Source organism: Desulfonema magnum (assembly GCF_017377395.1).
GTDB lineage: Bacteria > Desulfobacterota > Desulfobacteria > Desulfobacterales > 4be13 > Desulfonema_C > Desulfonema_C magnum.
The window spans coordinates 4,167,121-4,182,401 of the sequence record NZ_CP061800.1; the positions used below are offsets into that span (position 1 = coordinate 4,167,121).

At 43.3% G+C, this 15,281-nt stretch carries 13 protein-coding genes; 2 read left to right on the plus strand and 11 right to left on the minus strand.

What is annotated here, in order from left to right:
- Positions 1–14: 14 nt before the first annotated feature.
- The 6 genes from dnm_RS16160 to dnm_RS16185 all read right to left on the minus strand — a co-directional run bounded on the left by dnm_RS16160 (position 15) and on the right by dnm_RS16185 (position 6,030).
- Positions 15–1,121: an ABC transporter substrate-binding protein gene (locus tag dnm_RS16160; RefSeq protein ID WP_207677954.1), complete on the minus strand. Its 1,107-nt coding sequence runs from the start codon at positions 1,119–1,121 to the stop codon at positions 15–17.
- Entirely contained in the window at positions 1,111–1,908 is a 798-nt protein-coding gene (locus tag dnm_RS16165) for an ABC transporter ATP-binding protein (protein ID WP_207677955.1), read from the minus strand. Before dnm_RS16165 ends, dnm_RS16160 begins: the two co-directional genes overlap by 11 nt.
- A gap of 49 nt (positions 1,909–1,957) precedes the next feature.
- Positions 1,958–2,728: an ABC transporter permease gene (locus dnm_RS16170; protein WP_207677956.1), complete on the minus strand. Its 771-nt coding sequence runs from the start codon at positions 2,726–2,728 to the stop codon at positions 1,958–1,960.
- Positions 2,729–2,866: 138 nt separating this feature from the next.
- A complete protein-coding gene (locus dnm_RS16175; protein ID WP_207677957.1) occupies positions 2,867–3,907 on the minus strand; it encodes a chemotaxis protein CheB in 1,041 nt (346 codons plus the stop codon).
- A gap of 63 nt (positions 3,908–3,970) precedes the next feature.
- Positions 3,971–4,942: a P-loop NTPase gene (locus tag dnm_RS16180; RefSeq protein WP_207677958.1), complete on the minus strand. Its 972-nt coding sequence runs from the start codon at positions 4,940–4,942 to the stop codon at positions 3,971–3,973.
- A 41-nt stretch (positions 4,943–4,983) separates the two neighbouring features.
- Positions 4,984–6,030: a chemotaxis protein CheB gene (locus tag dnm_RS16185; RefSeq protein WP_207677959.1), complete on the minus strand. Its 1,047-nt coding sequence runs from the start codon at positions 6,028–6,030 to the stop codon at positions 4,984–4,986.
- Between the two features lie 504 nt (positions 6,031–6,534).
- On the opposite strand from dnm_RS16185, the gene dnm_RS16190 reads away from it, so the two are divergent.
- Positions 6,535–6,777, plus strand: coding sequence for a hypothetical protein (locus dnm_RS16190; RefSeq protein ID WP_207677960.1), 243 nt, complete (start codon positions 6,535–6,537; stop codon positions 6,775–6,777).
- Between the two features lie 578 nt (positions 6,778–7,355).
- On the opposite strand, the gene grpE is transcribed toward dnm_RS16190, so the two are convergent.
- The 5 genes from grpE to dnm_RS16215 form a co-directional block, all read right to left on the minus strand.
- Positions 7,356–7,811 carry a nucleotide exchange factor GrpE gene (gene grpE / locus dnm_RS16195; protein WP_207677961.1) on the minus strand — a complete coding sequence of 152 codons (456 nt, stop codon included), beginning with the start codon at positions 7,809–7,811 and terminating at the stop codon, positions 7,356–7,358.
- A complete protein-coding gene (locus dnm_RS16200) occupies positions 7,808–8,095 on the minus strand; it encodes a hypothetical protein (protein ID WP_207677962.1) in 288 nt (95 codons plus the stop codon). Before dnm_RS16200 ends, grpE begins: the two co-directional genes overlap by 4 nt.
- A gap of 181 nt (positions 8,096–8,276) precedes the next feature.
- Entirely contained in the window at positions 8,277–10,418 is a 2,142-nt protein-coding gene (locus tag dnm_RS16205; protein ID WP_207677963.1) for a tetratricopeptide repeat protein, read from the minus strand.
- Positions 10,419–10,776: 358 nt separating this feature from the next.
- Positions 10,777–11,796: a hypothetical protein gene (locus dnm_RS16210; protein ID WP_207677964.1), complete on the minus strand. Its 1,020-nt coding sequence runs from the start codon at positions 11,794–11,796 to the stop codon at positions 10,777–10,779.
- Positions 11,793–14,108 carry an Hsp70 family protein gene (locus tag dnm_RS16215; protein ID WP_207677965.1) on the minus strand — a complete coding sequence of 772 codons (2,316 nt, stop codon included), beginning with the start codon at positions 14,106–14,108 and terminating at the stop codon, positions 11,793–11,795. The genes dnm_RS16210 and dnm_RS16215 overlap by 4 nt, the downstream gene beginning before the upstream one ends.
- Before the next feature lie 459 nt (positions 14,109–14,567).
- Between dnm_RS16215 and dnm_RS16220 the strand changes: the two genes are divergently transcribed.
- Positions 14,568–15,131 (plus strand): metal-dependent hydrolase, encoded by a 564-nt coding sequence (locus dnm_RS16220; protein WP_276571803.1) that lies wholly within the window; start codon positions 14,568–14,570, stop codon positions 15,129–15,131.
- Positions 15,132–15,281: the final 150 nt, after the last annotated feature.

The following is a 15,281-nucleotide window of genomic DNA, read 5'->3' on the forward strand; positions in this document are numbered from 1 at the left end:
TGTGACCATGAATCTCAGAAATTCTGGGAAACTTTTATCTGAGTACTTACCGTCCTACAGGATTTTTCAAACACGCTCCGGGGTATATGAAGAATGCTCTCAACATCAGTAATCTTCTCCAAATTCGCTTCCTTTGCGAACTTATCCTCGACTAATCCCCTAATATCTTCTTTCTCTGTCAGCCCAAAATGTGCCATGAGTTCGGCCATATACTGCATTTCTTCCTCTTTGGGAATAAACTGGTTATATGCGATGCGGTTTTCCGGTGTTGTGAGGGCATATTCCACCAGTTCCACAGGCTGATTCCAGTAATCAGAGGCTATTTTTGCGGCTTTTCTGACATTTTTTTCGGCCCAGAGACCGGAGCGAGCCGCGCCCTGAACAAGTTTTTTAACGATGTCAGGATCATTCTCAATAAATGCTCCTCTTACCAGTACAAGATTGCAAATAAAATGCTTCCATACTTCTTCAACATAATAAAGAACTTCCGCGTCACCGTTTTTCACTGCCTGAGCTGCAAAAGGTTCTCCGACATAGTAGGCGTCCAGAGACCCGACAGCCAGAGCCGAGGCCATATCCGGAGGATTCATTTCCACGATATGAATCTGTCCTGCAAGTGCATTTTTCTCCATCATTTGCAAGATACTGAGGTTATGTCCGGAATAGCGCATAGGTACCGCAAGGGTCTTACCTCTCAGATCACTCAATTTTTCCGCATTCAGCTCTTTCCTCGCTACCAGAGTGCTTTCATGACGATTACCAATATAAATGATCTTCACGTCTTCCCCCTGCTGTCTCAGCACCACGGACAGCGGGGCGATCATAAACGCTGCCTGTATCTGATCATTACGAAGCGCTTCTCCCATGTCTGCAAACGAGGAAAATTTGAGCGCCTCAAAACGAAGACCGTTTCCGTTTCTGGTGGCGTAATCAAGAATGGGCGCTGCAAGATTGGTAATCACCGGCATATATCCCATTTTGACAACTCTCCGATTTCCGTGATCAAAATTGAGCCAGTAATGAAGTGAGGAAATAAAAACCAGCCATGCCAGTGCAAGAATGCCGATACCCCAGGGTAAAGGTATCTTTAAAATTTTCCTGCCAATCTCTCTAAACTGCATAATTGACACCCAGCATGAGATACACTTCATCCCGGAGCTTGCTCAGTTCTGTATTTTTTACAAAAGAACGGGGACGAGGAAAATCTAGTTTTTCCGAAAGCTTCACATGGGCCGGTCTGCCGCTCAGGACAACAATGCGGTCTCCCATGATAAGGGCATCATCAATATCGTGAGTCACAACCAGGATTGTTTTTTCAAAATATTCGTGCATGTTGACCACTTCCTCACGCATCTTCATATGAGCCAGAAAATCCAGGCCAGTGAAAGGCTCATCCATGAAAAGGGTATCCGGATTCACCGCGAGTGCCCGTGCCAGTTCAGCCCGGCGCTGCATTCCTCCGGAGAGCTGATAAGGATAATGGTTTTCAAATCCCTCCAGTTCAACAAGTTCGATATGCTCCTGTATTTGTTCCTTCATCATTTCTTTATCTTCCATGCCTCGCAAACCCAGTGCGACATTTTCCTGAACCGTCATCCAGGGAAGCAGCGCATTGTGCTGAAACACAAAAATATGATCCGAACTGGGGCCGGTAAGCGTTTCTCCGTTTATAACGACGCTGCCGGCCGTGGGTTTGTCAAACCCCGCGATAATACGAAGCAGGGTTGATTTCCCGCATCCGGAAGGCCCCAGAATCGTTACCATCTCGCCTTCACAAAACTCCAGGTTGATGTTGTCAAGAACAAGGACGCAATCCCCGATACATTCATTAGGCTCATCCTTGCTGCGTCGTTTATGACGACGATCAATATATTCTTTTCTTAAATTTTTTATTACAATATGTCCCATATCAGTCAAATAAATTGAGAATTGAGAATTGAGAATTCTCAATTCAATTTTACCGTGAACGCGTTCCCCAAAACACAGATTCAATGCGGCTTAAACGCATCATTGCATGATCCAGCAACAGCCCGATGACGCCGATAACAATCATTCCGTCCATGACATAATCCATGGTCAGAGCGTTACGGGAATCAAGGATCAGATATCCCAGCCCGGATTTTACCGCAATCATCTCCGCTGCCACGACGACCAGCCAGGCGATTGTTATGGTAATCCGAAGGGCCGTGATCACTGAGGGAAGCATTCCGGGGATGACAATCTTTGTCACGACTTCATACCGGGTAAAGTTAAAGTTCGCCGCGACATGAAAATATACGGGATTGATAGACTGCACCGCCACGGTGGTGGAAACAACCAGAGGAAAAAAACTCGCCAGGAAAATCAGAAAAACAGCGGGTTTGTCTCCGATCCCAAACCAGAGCATTGAAAGGGGAATCCATGCAAGCGGTGATATGGGTCGGAGAAACTGAATGACAGGGTTTAAAAAAACTCGGACCAGCTTCAGGCGTCCGAGAAGGATGCCCAGGGGAATACCGAGAAGAATCGCCAGATAAAATCCCACCGTAACTCTGAAAAGACTGGCGACAGTATGCCTGAGAAGCGTCCCGTTGGCAATTAACTCCCATAGGCTGATAAATACTTGCATCGGTCCTGGAAAAACATGAATACTCCATCCGCTGTAACGTGCCAGTATTTCCCACACCGCCAGAATAAGAGAAAAAGCGATAAAAGGAAGAAAAAAAGGTCTGTTTATTATGTTCATCATTTATTTTTAAAAGGGTGTTAAGTGTTAGGTGTTAAGGTGTTAGGTGTTAGGAAGAACAAATCTGCAAGTATCGAAAATTTGGCCCCCTAACACCTAACACCTAACACCTAACACCTAACACCTGACACCCATAAATCATTAAACAGAAAATCTTTTATTGATCTCTGCCGCGATATCACCGTCAGGAATGACAGAGGCAGCTTTGCATTTATGAATGGCGGATATTGCCATTTCCTTATAAAGACAAGTTTTTGGTTCCTGTATAATGGCAGTTCCTCCTGATCTCAGGATTTCCTGAAGACCTTCGGCACCGTCATTACCGGAACCTGAAAGAATTACGCCCATAGCATGTTCCTTCATAATTTCCGCAAGGGAGAACATGAGCATGTTAATGCCGCCCTTGTGCGTTGTAAAAGGTGCCGCGTTTACCGCCAAAGAGTATTCACCATAAAACGAATGAAAGGTGACATATTGCTTGCCGGAAACCAGATAACAAAAACCAGCTTCAACAGATTCGCCATCCACTGCCCGTTTCACCTTGAAAGGGCTGTTATCATCCAAATAACGGGCAAAAGCGTCCACATGGCGGGAAGCTTCATAAAGCACTACCAAAATTGCCGCGGGGAGATCAGACTGTAACTGAGGAATAATCTTCAGTAATGTGCCATATCCTCCTTCTGAAACCCCTATGGCACAAATATAATTGCATTTTATCTGTCCGGGTTCTGTTGTTTTTTTATCTGTTTTTGTTCTCAGATATCGAATCGTTCCGACTTCAACACCTGCGGCAAGGCTTATCTTTTTGACGATTGTACTGCATTGTTCCTCCAGACTGACAGGCTGAGTATTGGAAGGTTTATGAATAAAATCCACGGCCCCGTATTTCAGAGCATCAAAGGTCACTGCCGCGCCTTCCTGGGTAAGCGTACTGAGCATCACCACAGGCCGGGGAAATCTGATCATGATGTGCTTTAACGCGGTCAGCCCATCCATCACCGGCATGTTTATATCCAGCGTAACAACATCAGGATTAAGCTCAGGAATCATATCTAATGCCTCTTTTCCATTGGCAGCCTCACCCACAACCTGAATGTTGTTGCTTGCATCAAAAATTTTATTAATAACCCGACGCATCAATCTGGAATCATCAACGATCAGGAGCTTAATCGGATTTTTCACAAACTACCTCCGTTATAAAATTGAGAATTGAGAATAAAAAAAGATGAGAAAAAAATCAAGTTCTCAATTCTCAATTCTCAATTTTTGAGTCTCTTCCATAAGGCGGACTTTGCTGTTTTTAATCGGATGGTCCCAGGTTTCGGTTACGCGTTTGGCAATGTGCTTAATACACCGGGATGCAATGCTCCGGGGATATTGCGTAATAAGAACTTTCTTTTTTTTGGCTGCCTTACGAACCGAATCATCATGAAATATGAAACCAAAATGATCCGCTTCCACAGAAAGCCCTTTCATGAGAGTGTTGTCCAGTTTTTCCAAAACATTGAGTTCATCAGGATGATCTCCCATATTGAAAATGATTCTGGGCCGATAGTAACTGCATGTTTTCTGTACTTTTAAACTCAGTTGGGGATCTATATCCGCAATTCTGCGCACCAGAGAACTGAGTGTCAGCGGCTCGGATCTGATGGGCTGCTGAAAAGCGGTAATCAGCATATTGAGAACTTCCTGGTTATGGCGTGTCACATTGGAGACGACACGAAACATGAAATTTCTCAGAAACATGATAAAATTCATAATAGAGGCGGTTTCAAATGTGGTGATAATCATCCCTTTGTAGGCAAGGCCGTAAAAGTTCAGCGTATTGAACACCGTTCCTGCGCCAAGGTCCAGCACAAGATATTCTGCTGAAATTTTTTTAAGCTCTTTAAGCAAGGCAAGACGCTGATCATAAGAAATATTTGCCATGAAAGGTGTTCTGCCATCTCCGGGTAAAAATTTCAAGTTAGGAATACTTGTCTGCACAATAAGGTCATCAAATTTCACATGCTTTGTTTTCAGAAAATCACCGATGCCGGGATATTTATTCGGCATACCCAGGCAGGTATAAAGATTGGAGCCGCCCAGGTCCAGATCCGCCACCACAGTGGAATGCCCCATGCCGGCCAGCGCTATGGACAGATTCGCTGCAAAAATGCTTTTCCCAACCCCGCCTTTCCCGCTTGCTATGGGAATAATTGTTCTCTTATTTTCCATATGTTCCCTTAATTTAAAATCGGAAAGCAAATTATCAGTCGTCAATTCTCAACAATTGCCTCCAGAGTGCTGGCAAGTTTGTTATCGTCCAGGATGATATCCACAACGCCCTGCCGGATCGCGTTATCGGTCAGGTTGGGATAAACGCAACAAGTGGCATCCTTGGCTATGGTTATCCCGGATTCGTGTTTAATCCTGGCAAAACCGTCTGCCCCGTCGTCTCCGATTCCGCTTAATAACACGCCGATGGTGTTTTGACGAAAGATTTCCGCAGCAGAAGAAAAAAGGCAGTTCAGGGGATAATTTATTTTCGCGCCGGAATGTAACCGAATCTCTCCGTTTTCGTTCAGTCGGAGGGTTAACGAATCTTCATTTGAACTCATATAGCAGGTTCCCTGCTCCAGTGCCGAGTTATTTTTGGCCACCACGACATTCCACGGCACATATTCGTTGAATTGTTCCACAAAAGATGAAATAATTTTCGGAGAAATTTCCTGAATCACAATTATCGCAGCCGGAACCGTAGGTGAAAGTTTTGAGAGAAGGCGGATAACTGTGTTAGGCCCCGCAAGGGTTGTTCCGATAACAATAATATACTCCAACGGATAGAACTTATACAGGCTTTCCAGCCGCTTCTTTACATCCCATTTTTTAGGGAGCCGCACTCTGCGGACATTGTCAAGGTTCATTGCAAATGCCATTTTAACACGGTCTGTGATCTGCTGTCGTGATTTGTCAATGTCCGTAGAAATGGCTCCGGAAGGTTTCGGAACAAAGTCGGCCACCCCGAGCCGTAATGCTTCAAATGTGATAGCACCGTTGCTGAACAGAGAACTCAGCGCCACAATGGGAACAGGCGATTCAATCATAATATGTTTTATGGCGGTCAGTCCGTCCATTATGGGCATATCAATATCCAGTGTGATGACATCCGGCTGAAGTTCCCTGATTTTATACAGGGCTTCCAAGCCGTTTTTGGCTGCGTCTGCCACTTCTATCAGGGAATCCGATTCCAGAATTTGCGGAATCGCTTTTCTCATGAACGCGGTATCATCAACAACCAGAACTTTTATTTTATTATTTGTCATTTACTCAGACTGCTCTGTGCTTAATTTTGAAATTATTACGGATTTACGGAGTACTTCTCATTTAGTAATATATCAGGATAACAGCAGTTTCCGAAAATTCACCTGTCAGATGATAATCGTAAAACAGACAAATCCGATCATACCAGGTTACTGATTTTACAGATAAGAACCGCTTAGTTCAGATAAATTTAAATATTTTTATCATATCTGTCACTCAAAATCCAGTATTATTTTTTATTAGTCATTTTAAAAAGTTAAATAAAACAAATATCATGCCATATACTTTTAAAAAATGACAAACTATTTTTCAGCAGCTTGAAAACCTTAAAGAAAAGCCCCGAAAGGGTGACGTGTTTCAGCCCGATGTGAAGCCCGGACGCTCCGCCGCTACATGACCAAAATAAACATTGACACGCTGTTATTATGGCTTAAATTATGGTTAAAATTGCCTTCGCGCAAGAGCATGAAAATCAACAAAACAAACGAAATATGAGGTTATATAATATGCTGGACATAGATCACTTTGTCGAACAGGCTTACTATGCATTGTCAGAAGATGAGAGGAAAGATATTTATGAACGTCTCGTTGCTGACAGCAAACGGGTTGCGGATTCAGGTTCTGAAGAATCAGGAACACCGCTTCACGAACTTTTTTACATACCGTTTCTTCCCCAGGATACCGAGTTATACAACGGCTTTGTTGTCGGATTCTGGAACAGGCTGGCTGAAGAATTTAGTGAGAATTGAGAACTGAGAATTGAGAATTTTCTATCGTTTCCAACCTTAGGTTATATCTGAAGAAAACCATGCAGAACAGGCGAACTGATGCGAATAGCAGATTATCAGTCTGTCAGTTCTCAGTTCTCATTTATTAATTTCCAGTTCTCTGTCCGTTTCGTTTAACTCCTTGTTCTTTTAATAATATTTTGAAAAAATAGGTCGTTGCATTCCTGTTTGCTTTGCAGCCAATATCTGCCCGGGGAAGAAACCCGGCTTTTTTTCCGGAATGATGCTTCTCAGACAAAGGAAAAACCCGGGTTTCTCTGCCACTCGCAGAAAAAAAGCTGTATAAAAAACTTTTGCTCAGGTGCTTAACAAGGGCATTGAGGATAAAATTCTTTTCCACCTTATGAACAACTTTTTCCCTGATTTCCGTCTTAATCTTTTTAAGTTCCCTGATTATAAAGGATTTAGGGGAGGCTTGCCAAACCCCGCGGGCTTGGCAAGGGGGGCCTGCAAACCTGTTGCTACAAATATGCCGCCCTTACAGGGCTTGGTCGGCCCTCCCCCAAATCCGTTATAATCAGAAGCGTCTCTTTATTATCTCACTCATTCAAAACAGTAACCACCTCGGCTTTTCTCAGCACCGCGTTCTCTTCTTTGTTCATATACCCGTTTTTCACTATGGAAAGAATTGTCTCATTTTCCATACTATGAATAGCTTTGGTGTCAATGACCTTGCAATGATCCATTCGGGCCTTATTATCCGGGAATTCAATTTTGACAATGCGCCTCCCCCTCAGCACTCTGAGCAATTTTTTATGGATGGATCGGATATTTTTAGCCAGCATCCGGCCTGATTTGTCAAAATCAGCCTCCTTTGCAGACAGGTTTTCATCAAGATTCTCAAATGCGTCCAGAATTTCAAAAAGACTGAGATACAATTCTTTTTCTCTGGCCTGAAACGTCTCCTCCTGTGTACTGAGCCTATGGCTGAGGTCCGCGACCTTTAATTGGAATTCAACAAATTTTTCTCGCAGAAACGCTTTTTCTTTCTTCATAATCCATTTTCCGAGATATGGAGATATTTCAGATCAGAACTGTTCACCGAGGAGTCAGAATTTTCTGTTGATATCTGAGAGCGGCAGATTTCTAAAAAAGGCTTCACATCAATAAAACATATAAATTCATGGGCAGCTTTGGAAACAGGGTCCATGAGTTCTTTCTGCGCCTCGGCAATTTCTCTGCCGGAATATGTTCTCTCCCTCATGGCCTGCGCAGTGGCCCGGATGATATCGGCCTTCGAAGCTGTCTGATCAAGCTTTAATATATTATAAGGATTCATTTTTTCACCGAATTTAACTCTCAAATTTCGAGTTTCAAGTTTCAAGTTTCAACTTTCAAGTTCCGAGTTTCAAGTTTCAACTTTCAACTTTCAACTTTCAAGTTTCAAGTTTCAAGTTTCAAGTTTCAAGTTTCAAGTTCCGAGTTCCGAGTTTCAAGTTTCAAGTTTCAAGTTTCAAGTTTCAAGTTTCAAGTTCATGAATTATCGCGTCAATATCGTACAGAATAGAATGCGAATCATCCACTCTGGCGCACCATTTGAAAAAATCATTCAGGAGCATCACTTTTTCATGAGCGTCCATATCTTCTTCTTTCTCCAAGTGATTAAGATTACGCTCCATAAACTCGAAAAATTCGTCTTTTACTTCCTGATGCTCTGATTTTGCAGCGATGCGACATGCTTTATTCATTTTGTGTTTGCTTATAGCTTGGACAAATTCCTCCATTTCAATATCAATCTGCATATTTTTCAGTGTGATCCGGGCAAGCTCATTCTCGGGATTGAGTTTCAAAGCCCTGAGTATTGTTGCTTCCGTGCCTTTGCTGTTCATCTGATGCCTGTTATACATGCTGATAGCGCGTCTGACCATGACCAGGGAAAGGGTATCCTGAATCTCCTTTGTGGGTCTTTTTGAGTGAATTTCAGCCAGGGCAATTTCATACCGGCGCATCGCATCCAAATGATGCGACCCGAGAGCCTTGTCAATAAATTCTTTTTCATATTTTTTTGATTTTTCAAACAAAGAGACCGCATTTTCAAAATATTGTCCAAAGCGATTTTCCCCTTTTTCCAGGGAGTACAGCCCATAAGCAAAATGTACCCGTTCAATGCAATAAGCAACAAATTCAGCATCTCCGAGGTGTTCGGCCTGAGCATGGCCGGATTCGGGGAGGCTGGCAAGGGCTTTCTCATATTCCTCATGATCAATATGAAACAGGCTTTTTCCGGCAGATGAATAATAGCCGCCTGTCAGCAGATAGTGTTCCGTATCTGAAAAAAACGCTCTGTTTTCTCTGATTAAATGAATAATTTGTTCTGATATTCCGAATTCCCTGGCAAAACGCGGGGTACAAACCATCTCCGCAAGATCATTTTTATCTCCTGCAAGGGCATAAATATCCTTTATCGCCTGCTTCTCCACGTTCCAGGAAATTAAAGCAGAACCGGAGGAAATATCTCCGACATCAGCGTATTTCTTTATCAGTTCCTCTGCTTTTTGAATGAGGGACTGGCGTATCTTCTCTCTGTCTTCTTTGTTCGGAGACAGTTTTACAAATATCTCATGACGGTACAAAGCCGTGAGCCAGAACATCTTGAAATCAGAAAGATATTTCTCTGAAATTTCAGCCAATCTGAAAAGTATTTTTGCATAAAACGCTAATAAATCCGAGTCCGTTCGCGGCGGATAAGGAAGAAGCATCTCCCCTATTTTCTCATACTCCTCATCCTTCCACAATTGGTCAATCCACGCATATTTACAATATGAAACTTGAAACTCGAAACTTGAGACCTGACTGTCGGACAAACCCGTTTCAAGTTCCGAACGCCGGGCTTCGAGTTTCATATTTCTGATAAGGTACTCGCCTTCCTCGTAAAGAGCTTTGAAGTTCGGGATAGTTGTCCCGATCTGAGCATCGTCCGTTTGCAAGTGAGAGAAACGCTCACAGATATCCGAGGCCAGCAGGGACTGAACAGTTCTCTTTTGTTCCAAAAATTCATCAGTATCGGATTTGACAGCATCCCATACTTTCAGAGAATCATAGTATTTTTTTATTTTAGCGAGTGCAAAGCCATAGTCATATATGGCCTCCTGACTTGATAATGTAAGATTTTTAAATACGGAAACCGCGTCGTTAAATTTTTCAGCTTTGACAAGGGAACACGCCCTTTTAAGGAGAAGGTCTTCATCTTCCTGATTCGCATAAGCCTGTTCATAAAAATCAGCAGCTTTTTCATAATTTCCTGATTCCTCGGCCTCTTTTGCAGCTTCAAAGGAATTGCGGCCCAAAAAATCTGCTTTTAATTCGCTGATTCTCTCCGGAAGCCAGTCTTCGCCGGAGAGTTCATAGGCTTCCTCAAAACATCTGATCGCCTCTGAGAGATTTTTTTTCTTTGCGTTCTTTCTGCCCTTTTTTATCAGGTCTTTTACCTTGAGTTGTGTAATCTCTTTTTCACATATTCTGATTTTTTCCGCGATGTCATCATCTTTTAATATTCTGTTGATCTTCTCCAATTCCTGTTTTGCCAGCGGGTAGTTTCCCCTGTCAAACAATTTTTCAGCCCTTTCCATTACAGCTTCCGGGTCTCTCTTCTTTTTTTTCATGATCTTTCCATTTCATATCTTCTAAGGAATTTCCAAAAAAATAATCTGCCCGAAATGTAGGGTGGGTGCAGCGAAGCGGAACCCACCCTACATTCTTCTGAACCGGGTATATTTATTTCGAGTTCCCTGATGCGAAAAAAGTTTTGTCCATAATTTTTTTTAGTTAGCTTAATTTATTGATGATTTCCAGCAAAAATTTTCCTCAGACTTTTCGCTGCAAGGATATGATATAAGAAGAGGATTTGCTCCCTTTGTCACAACCTGTGTTTCTTATACTCAAGATAATCAAACTTTCTGATTATATGAAATCCGTGTAGCGAAATTCCCATGGCGGAATAAAAAACCTGATGATCGAGTATCACTTCAACAATATTCTGATCTTTCTTCCAGGTTTCAACTGAACAGCAGCGTCGGAAACAGACAACTGATTTTTCACCTCTTCCGTCGTGTAAAACTTCATGACAACAGATTCAAGTGTGTCGCCTTCCATTATCGTATAATTCCAATAAATTTTATTTCCCTTTCTCACAATGATACTGTTGTAAATATCCCTCAGAAGATCGGTATTCTTGAGAATTTTCAGGCGGACCCCTTTTCTGACCGAATAAATTCCGAGATGAGAATTGTGTTCAAGCAGAACCGGGTAATAATATCCTTCGCCATAATGCTGTTCTGAAATATCCCACAATGTGTCTTTGTCCGTGGCGCTGTAGAGCCGGAAATCTGAATCCGAAAGCTGAAAAAGACGAACAGCTTCCCAGTCTCCGATCTGAGCCGGAAACAGATCAGAATTGGAAACAGACGCTGCCTCCATGGGGTTCGAGGGCATTATCTCCGGGGGCTTTGTTTCTGAAAGCGGGTGTCTGACTGCATTTCTGGCCTGCAACTGAGCCTCCAGCTTTTCCAGTTTTAAACTCTGATTCTCCAATTTTTTTCCCTGGACTCTGAGTTCCGTAGTCTCCTTCTCCAGCTTTAAGCTCTGAGCTGCGAGTCTTGCGTTCTGGGTCTCCAACTCCCTGAATTGGTAAAACAAAAAAGCAATCATCACAATCATCAGGATCATAAGCAGAACAATGACAGATAATGTGACAATCTTCATTCCCCGAGATTTTTCTTTAACCTGCATCCGGGGGATGTCCTGATCTGAGTCAGACACGGGTTTCTCCGGGGGCAGTTCATCAGGGAGAGAATCCAATACTTTGAAACAATTCAGGTCTGAGTCGCACTGGGGACACTGGGCATTATCAGAGGAAATATTCTCAAGGCCGCATACAGGGCACGTCAGTTCATCACTTCTGTCTGATTGCCAATGCTCAGGAGGAACCGGTTCAAACTGTTCCTCCTTTCTGGTGTCAAAATTTAACCCTTCAGTTGTCATTTTGTGATATCCTTATAAATCCTGCCAGCTTTGGATTCATATTCTTCCACAACCTTATATGTTTCGGGCATTATTTCTTCGATCAGGTCCGCAGCTTTCTTTATATCATCCCGTTTGTATGCTCCCAATATATTTTCAATGGACTGATAAAACTTGGGCGCTTTTGAAGGATTATTTTCCATGCAAAAATCCCCGGCTTTCTGAATTTCCATGAGCATATTCACGACCCCGAGCTTTTTGTAAAGCACCTTGTTTAAGCTCTCAATGGCTTCAAGATTATCTTCATAACTGCCTCTTTCATCCATCTCCTCCAACCGCCTCATACTTTTTCGGATGGCGATCTTATTTTTCGGCGGAATGGCAGGTCCGAAATCATCAATGGCTGCTTCAGCATAATAAATGGTGGATCTGCCGCTATGCCCCTCTGCTGACATTTTTTTGGCTTTCTCAATTTTAAGCTCCGCCCGTGAAAAACGATCCTCGTTCACCTGCCCCGTGTCATCAGAAACCACGCCGTTGATATCTCTTATGGCGGACAAAGACCGGTAGGTAAGATCAAGCATGACATATTCGTTATATTTCTTCTGATTGGCCTCATTAATTGTCTCTTCCAAAAAAAGGAACAATTTTTCATCTGCCTTGCCCCGGGACAGGGTCCTTGAAACCTTCACATCAGGGCGTTCTTCCATGGCTGCTGTGACCTCAATCAGATTGTTCTCATCAATTTTTAGCGTGATCTGCACATGAAGCGGGCCTTCCTCCCTGGGCTTCGGCTTAATGCTCTCATCTGTGTCAATCCCCAGCCACAGATCACCAATGGATTCTTCCTCATCATTTACGATATTATAAAATTTCATGTGGACAAGCTTCTGTTCGGAATGGACCAGCCTGAACACTTCGGTCTGTTCGCAGGGCAAGGGAGTGTTTTTTTCTATAAACAGATATTTTTCGTCATTCTCCAGATGGATATAATAATCATGTGCGGCAGAGTGAACAATATCCAGAACGCCCTGGTCAATTGTGTATTCTTCCAAGTTAAACTGGCAATTCTCGCAAATGATTTCTGTCTGGGAAACTTCTTTGCCGCATTGCGGACATTCATAGGTGTCTGACAGCCGATGACTCAGGATGGCCGCACCTTCTGCAATGGCAAGCATGGGCCTTTCGTGAATCATGACCTTGTCCGCCCCGAATTCCTGATCCATTGCCGCTTTGACACTGGGAATCCGTGAACTTCCGCCCACCAGCAGCACTTTGTCAATGAGATCGGGTGTGTAATGAATATCCTCAAGCATTTTGCGGGTGAGTGCGATGATTTTCTCAACCATGGGCGCGATAATTTTGTCAAACTGGTCCCGGGTAAGTTCCACATCCACATCAATGCTGTCTCCGTCGCTGTCCTTCAAAACGCCCAATATTTCAATATATGCCTCATCGTCCTCGCTCAGACGGATTTTGGCTTGTTCCACTTTTTCTTTCAGTTCTCCGATAAAGCGGTTTCTGTTATCTTCATTCTGGGATTCGATGAATTCTGTGATATCGTCTATATTGTTCTCTCCCGCGGTCTCCTGGAGAACATAATCCGCGATCATGCGGTCAATATCCTCACCGCCCAGCCACATATCACCGCCTTTGCCTGCTTCAAGGAACTGGCCCCCGCTGATGGTGAGAACCGAGAGATCAAAGGTTCCGCCGCCGAAATCAAAAACAAAAACCGTCTGCGCCTCATCCCCTCTGACAGTATCCGCACCAAAGGAGACGGCTGCTGCCGTAGGCTCGGGAAGCAGTCTGCGGACCTTTAATCCGGCCAGGGCTGCGGCGGTTCTTGTGGCGTGCTTTTGTTTGTCATTAAAATAGGCAGGTACGGTAATCACCGCATATTCTGCGGTATCATCAAGAATTTTTTCTGAATCTGTACGGATTTTGTCCAGAATTTTGGAGGAAATTTCCTCCGGAGTGTATTCTTTCCCTCCCAGCATAACGGCCAGGCTGTTTTCTGTTCCTTTTGAGTGTCGTTCAATTTGGTAACGCAACCTGCGGTCCGCCCTGATATTCTGAATTTCTTTATCCTGGTAATTTCTTCCCATCAGGCGTTTGACCGCCACAATGGTGTTTTCCGGGTCCTGCTTCATCCATTCCAAAGCATGTTTGCCCACCACAAACTCCGGCTTTCCAAAAAACTTCTTTTTAACAGTGACACAGGACGGGGTGATAAAATCCCCTTCCGTGTTTTTCAATACCTCTGTATGAACCTTTTTTATTGCTCCCACGGAGTTGGTTGTTCCCAGATCAATTCCGATTGATTTGGACATGGATTTTTTCCTTTCTCAGGCTTATGAACTCTGTAGAATTCATTTTTTAATTTTATCTAAATATAAAACTGAATATCTATCAGAGTATTTTATAAAATTCAACTTGATTTTTTAGTGAACAGTAATTTATATGTATCATCTGTCTGTGTTATCTGCACGGACTGGCGATGAGCAAAAAAATTTTATGTTTTTTATTAAAAATCAGTTGACTGTCGTTAATTTGCTCAGATAAGGGCATTTCATCTGTCTGAAGCCGGATTAAAGGATTAAGGGATTTTTGGGATTAAATATCAGACACAAAAACAACGGGTTAATTCTGTTATTTTTTTACCGTGAAAACACCCATGAAAATACTGACACCTGGCACTTAACACTTAACACCTAACACTTAACACCTGACACCTAACACTTAACACCTGACACCTGACACTTAACACCTGACACCTGACACCTGACACCATGAGTCCTGTGACACATTTACTGATGGGTTGGACCGTTGCGAACATCAGCAGCCAAACCGACCGTAAGGAACGAATTTTTATCACCGTTGCCGGTATAATTCCGGATATTGACGGCCTGGTGATCATCGCTGATCTCCTGACCCGGAATTCTGATCATCCCCTTGAATGGTGGGGGAAGTTTCATCATGTTCTGGCCCATAATCTCGGATTCGGTCTTCTGGTGTTTCTGGTGATTTTCTTTTTATCAAATCAGAGGACCGCGTGCCTGGCTTTTCTGAGTTTCCACATTCATCTTATCTGTGATCTGCTCGGTTCCCGGGGACCCGAAGGATATCAGTGGCCGATTCCCTATCTTTTGCCGTTTTCCAATGCCTGGCAGCTCTGCTGGGATGGGCAGTGGGCTCTCAATGCCTGGCCCAATTTTCTGATAACAGGAATGGTCATATGTGTTATTTTTTATCTTGCCTGGAAACGGGGTGTCTCACCGCTTGAAATTGTTTCAGAAAAGGCAGACAGGGTATTTACAGACACTGTCCGAAAACGCTTCGGATATCCGGTCTGACCGGCCGCGTGTTAAGAAAATAAACAACGGAGATGTTAATGCACAAATTCTGATTATCACTCGATAATCAAGTTTTTTTGATCCGATTCGAACAAAAAGTCTGTCATTCCTGCTTTCGCAGGAATGACAAAAAAAACTTGATTATCGAGT

Coding starts and splice junctions, on each gene's coding strand:
- dnm_RS16160 (WP_207677954.1), bottom strand. CDS start 1,121: ATGCAGTTTAGAGAGATTGGCAGGAAAATTTTAAAGATACCTTTACCC.
- dnm_RS16165 (WP_207677955.1), bottom strand. CDS start 1,908: ATGGGACATATTGTAATAAAAAATTTAAGAAAAGAATATATTGATCGT.
- dnm_RS16170 (WP_207677956.1), bottom strand. CDS start 2,728: ATGATGAACATAATAAACAGACCTTTTTTTCTTCCTTTTATCGCTTTT.
- dnm_RS16180 (WP_207677958.1), bottom strand. CDS start 4,942: ATGGAAAATAAGAGAACAATTATTCCCATAGCAAGCGGGAAAGGCGGG.
- dnm_RS16185 (WP_207677959.1), bottom strand. CDS start 6,030: ATGACAAATAATAAAATAAAAGTTCTGGTTGTTGATGATACCGCGTTC.
- dnm_RS16190 (WP_207677960.1), top strand. CDS start 6,535: ATGCTGGACATAGATCACTTTGTCGAACAGGCTTACTATGCATTGTCA.
- grpE (WP_207677961.1), bottom strand. CDS start 7,811: ATGAAGAAAGAAAAAGCGTTTCTGCGAGAAAAATTTGTTGAATTCCAA.
- dnm_RS16200 (WP_207677962.1), bottom strand. CDS start 8,095: ATGAATCCTTATAATATATTAAAGCTTGATCAGACAGCTTCGAAGGCC.
- dnm_RS16205 (WP_207677963.1), bottom strand. CDS start 10,418: ATGAAAAAAAAGAAGAGAGACCCGGAAGCTGTAATGGAAAGGGCTGAA.
- dnm_RS16210 (WP_207677964.1), bottom strand. CDS start 11,796: ATGACAACTGAAGGGTTAAATTTTGACACCAGAAAGGAGGAACAGTTT.
- dnm_RS16215 (WP_207677965.1), bottom strand. CDS start 14,108: ATGTCCAAATCAATCGGAATTGATCTGGGAACAACCAACTCCGTGGGA.
- dnm_RS16220 (WP_276571803.1), top strand. CDS start 14,568: ATGAGTCCTGTGACACATTTACTGATGGGTTGGACCGTTGCGAACATC.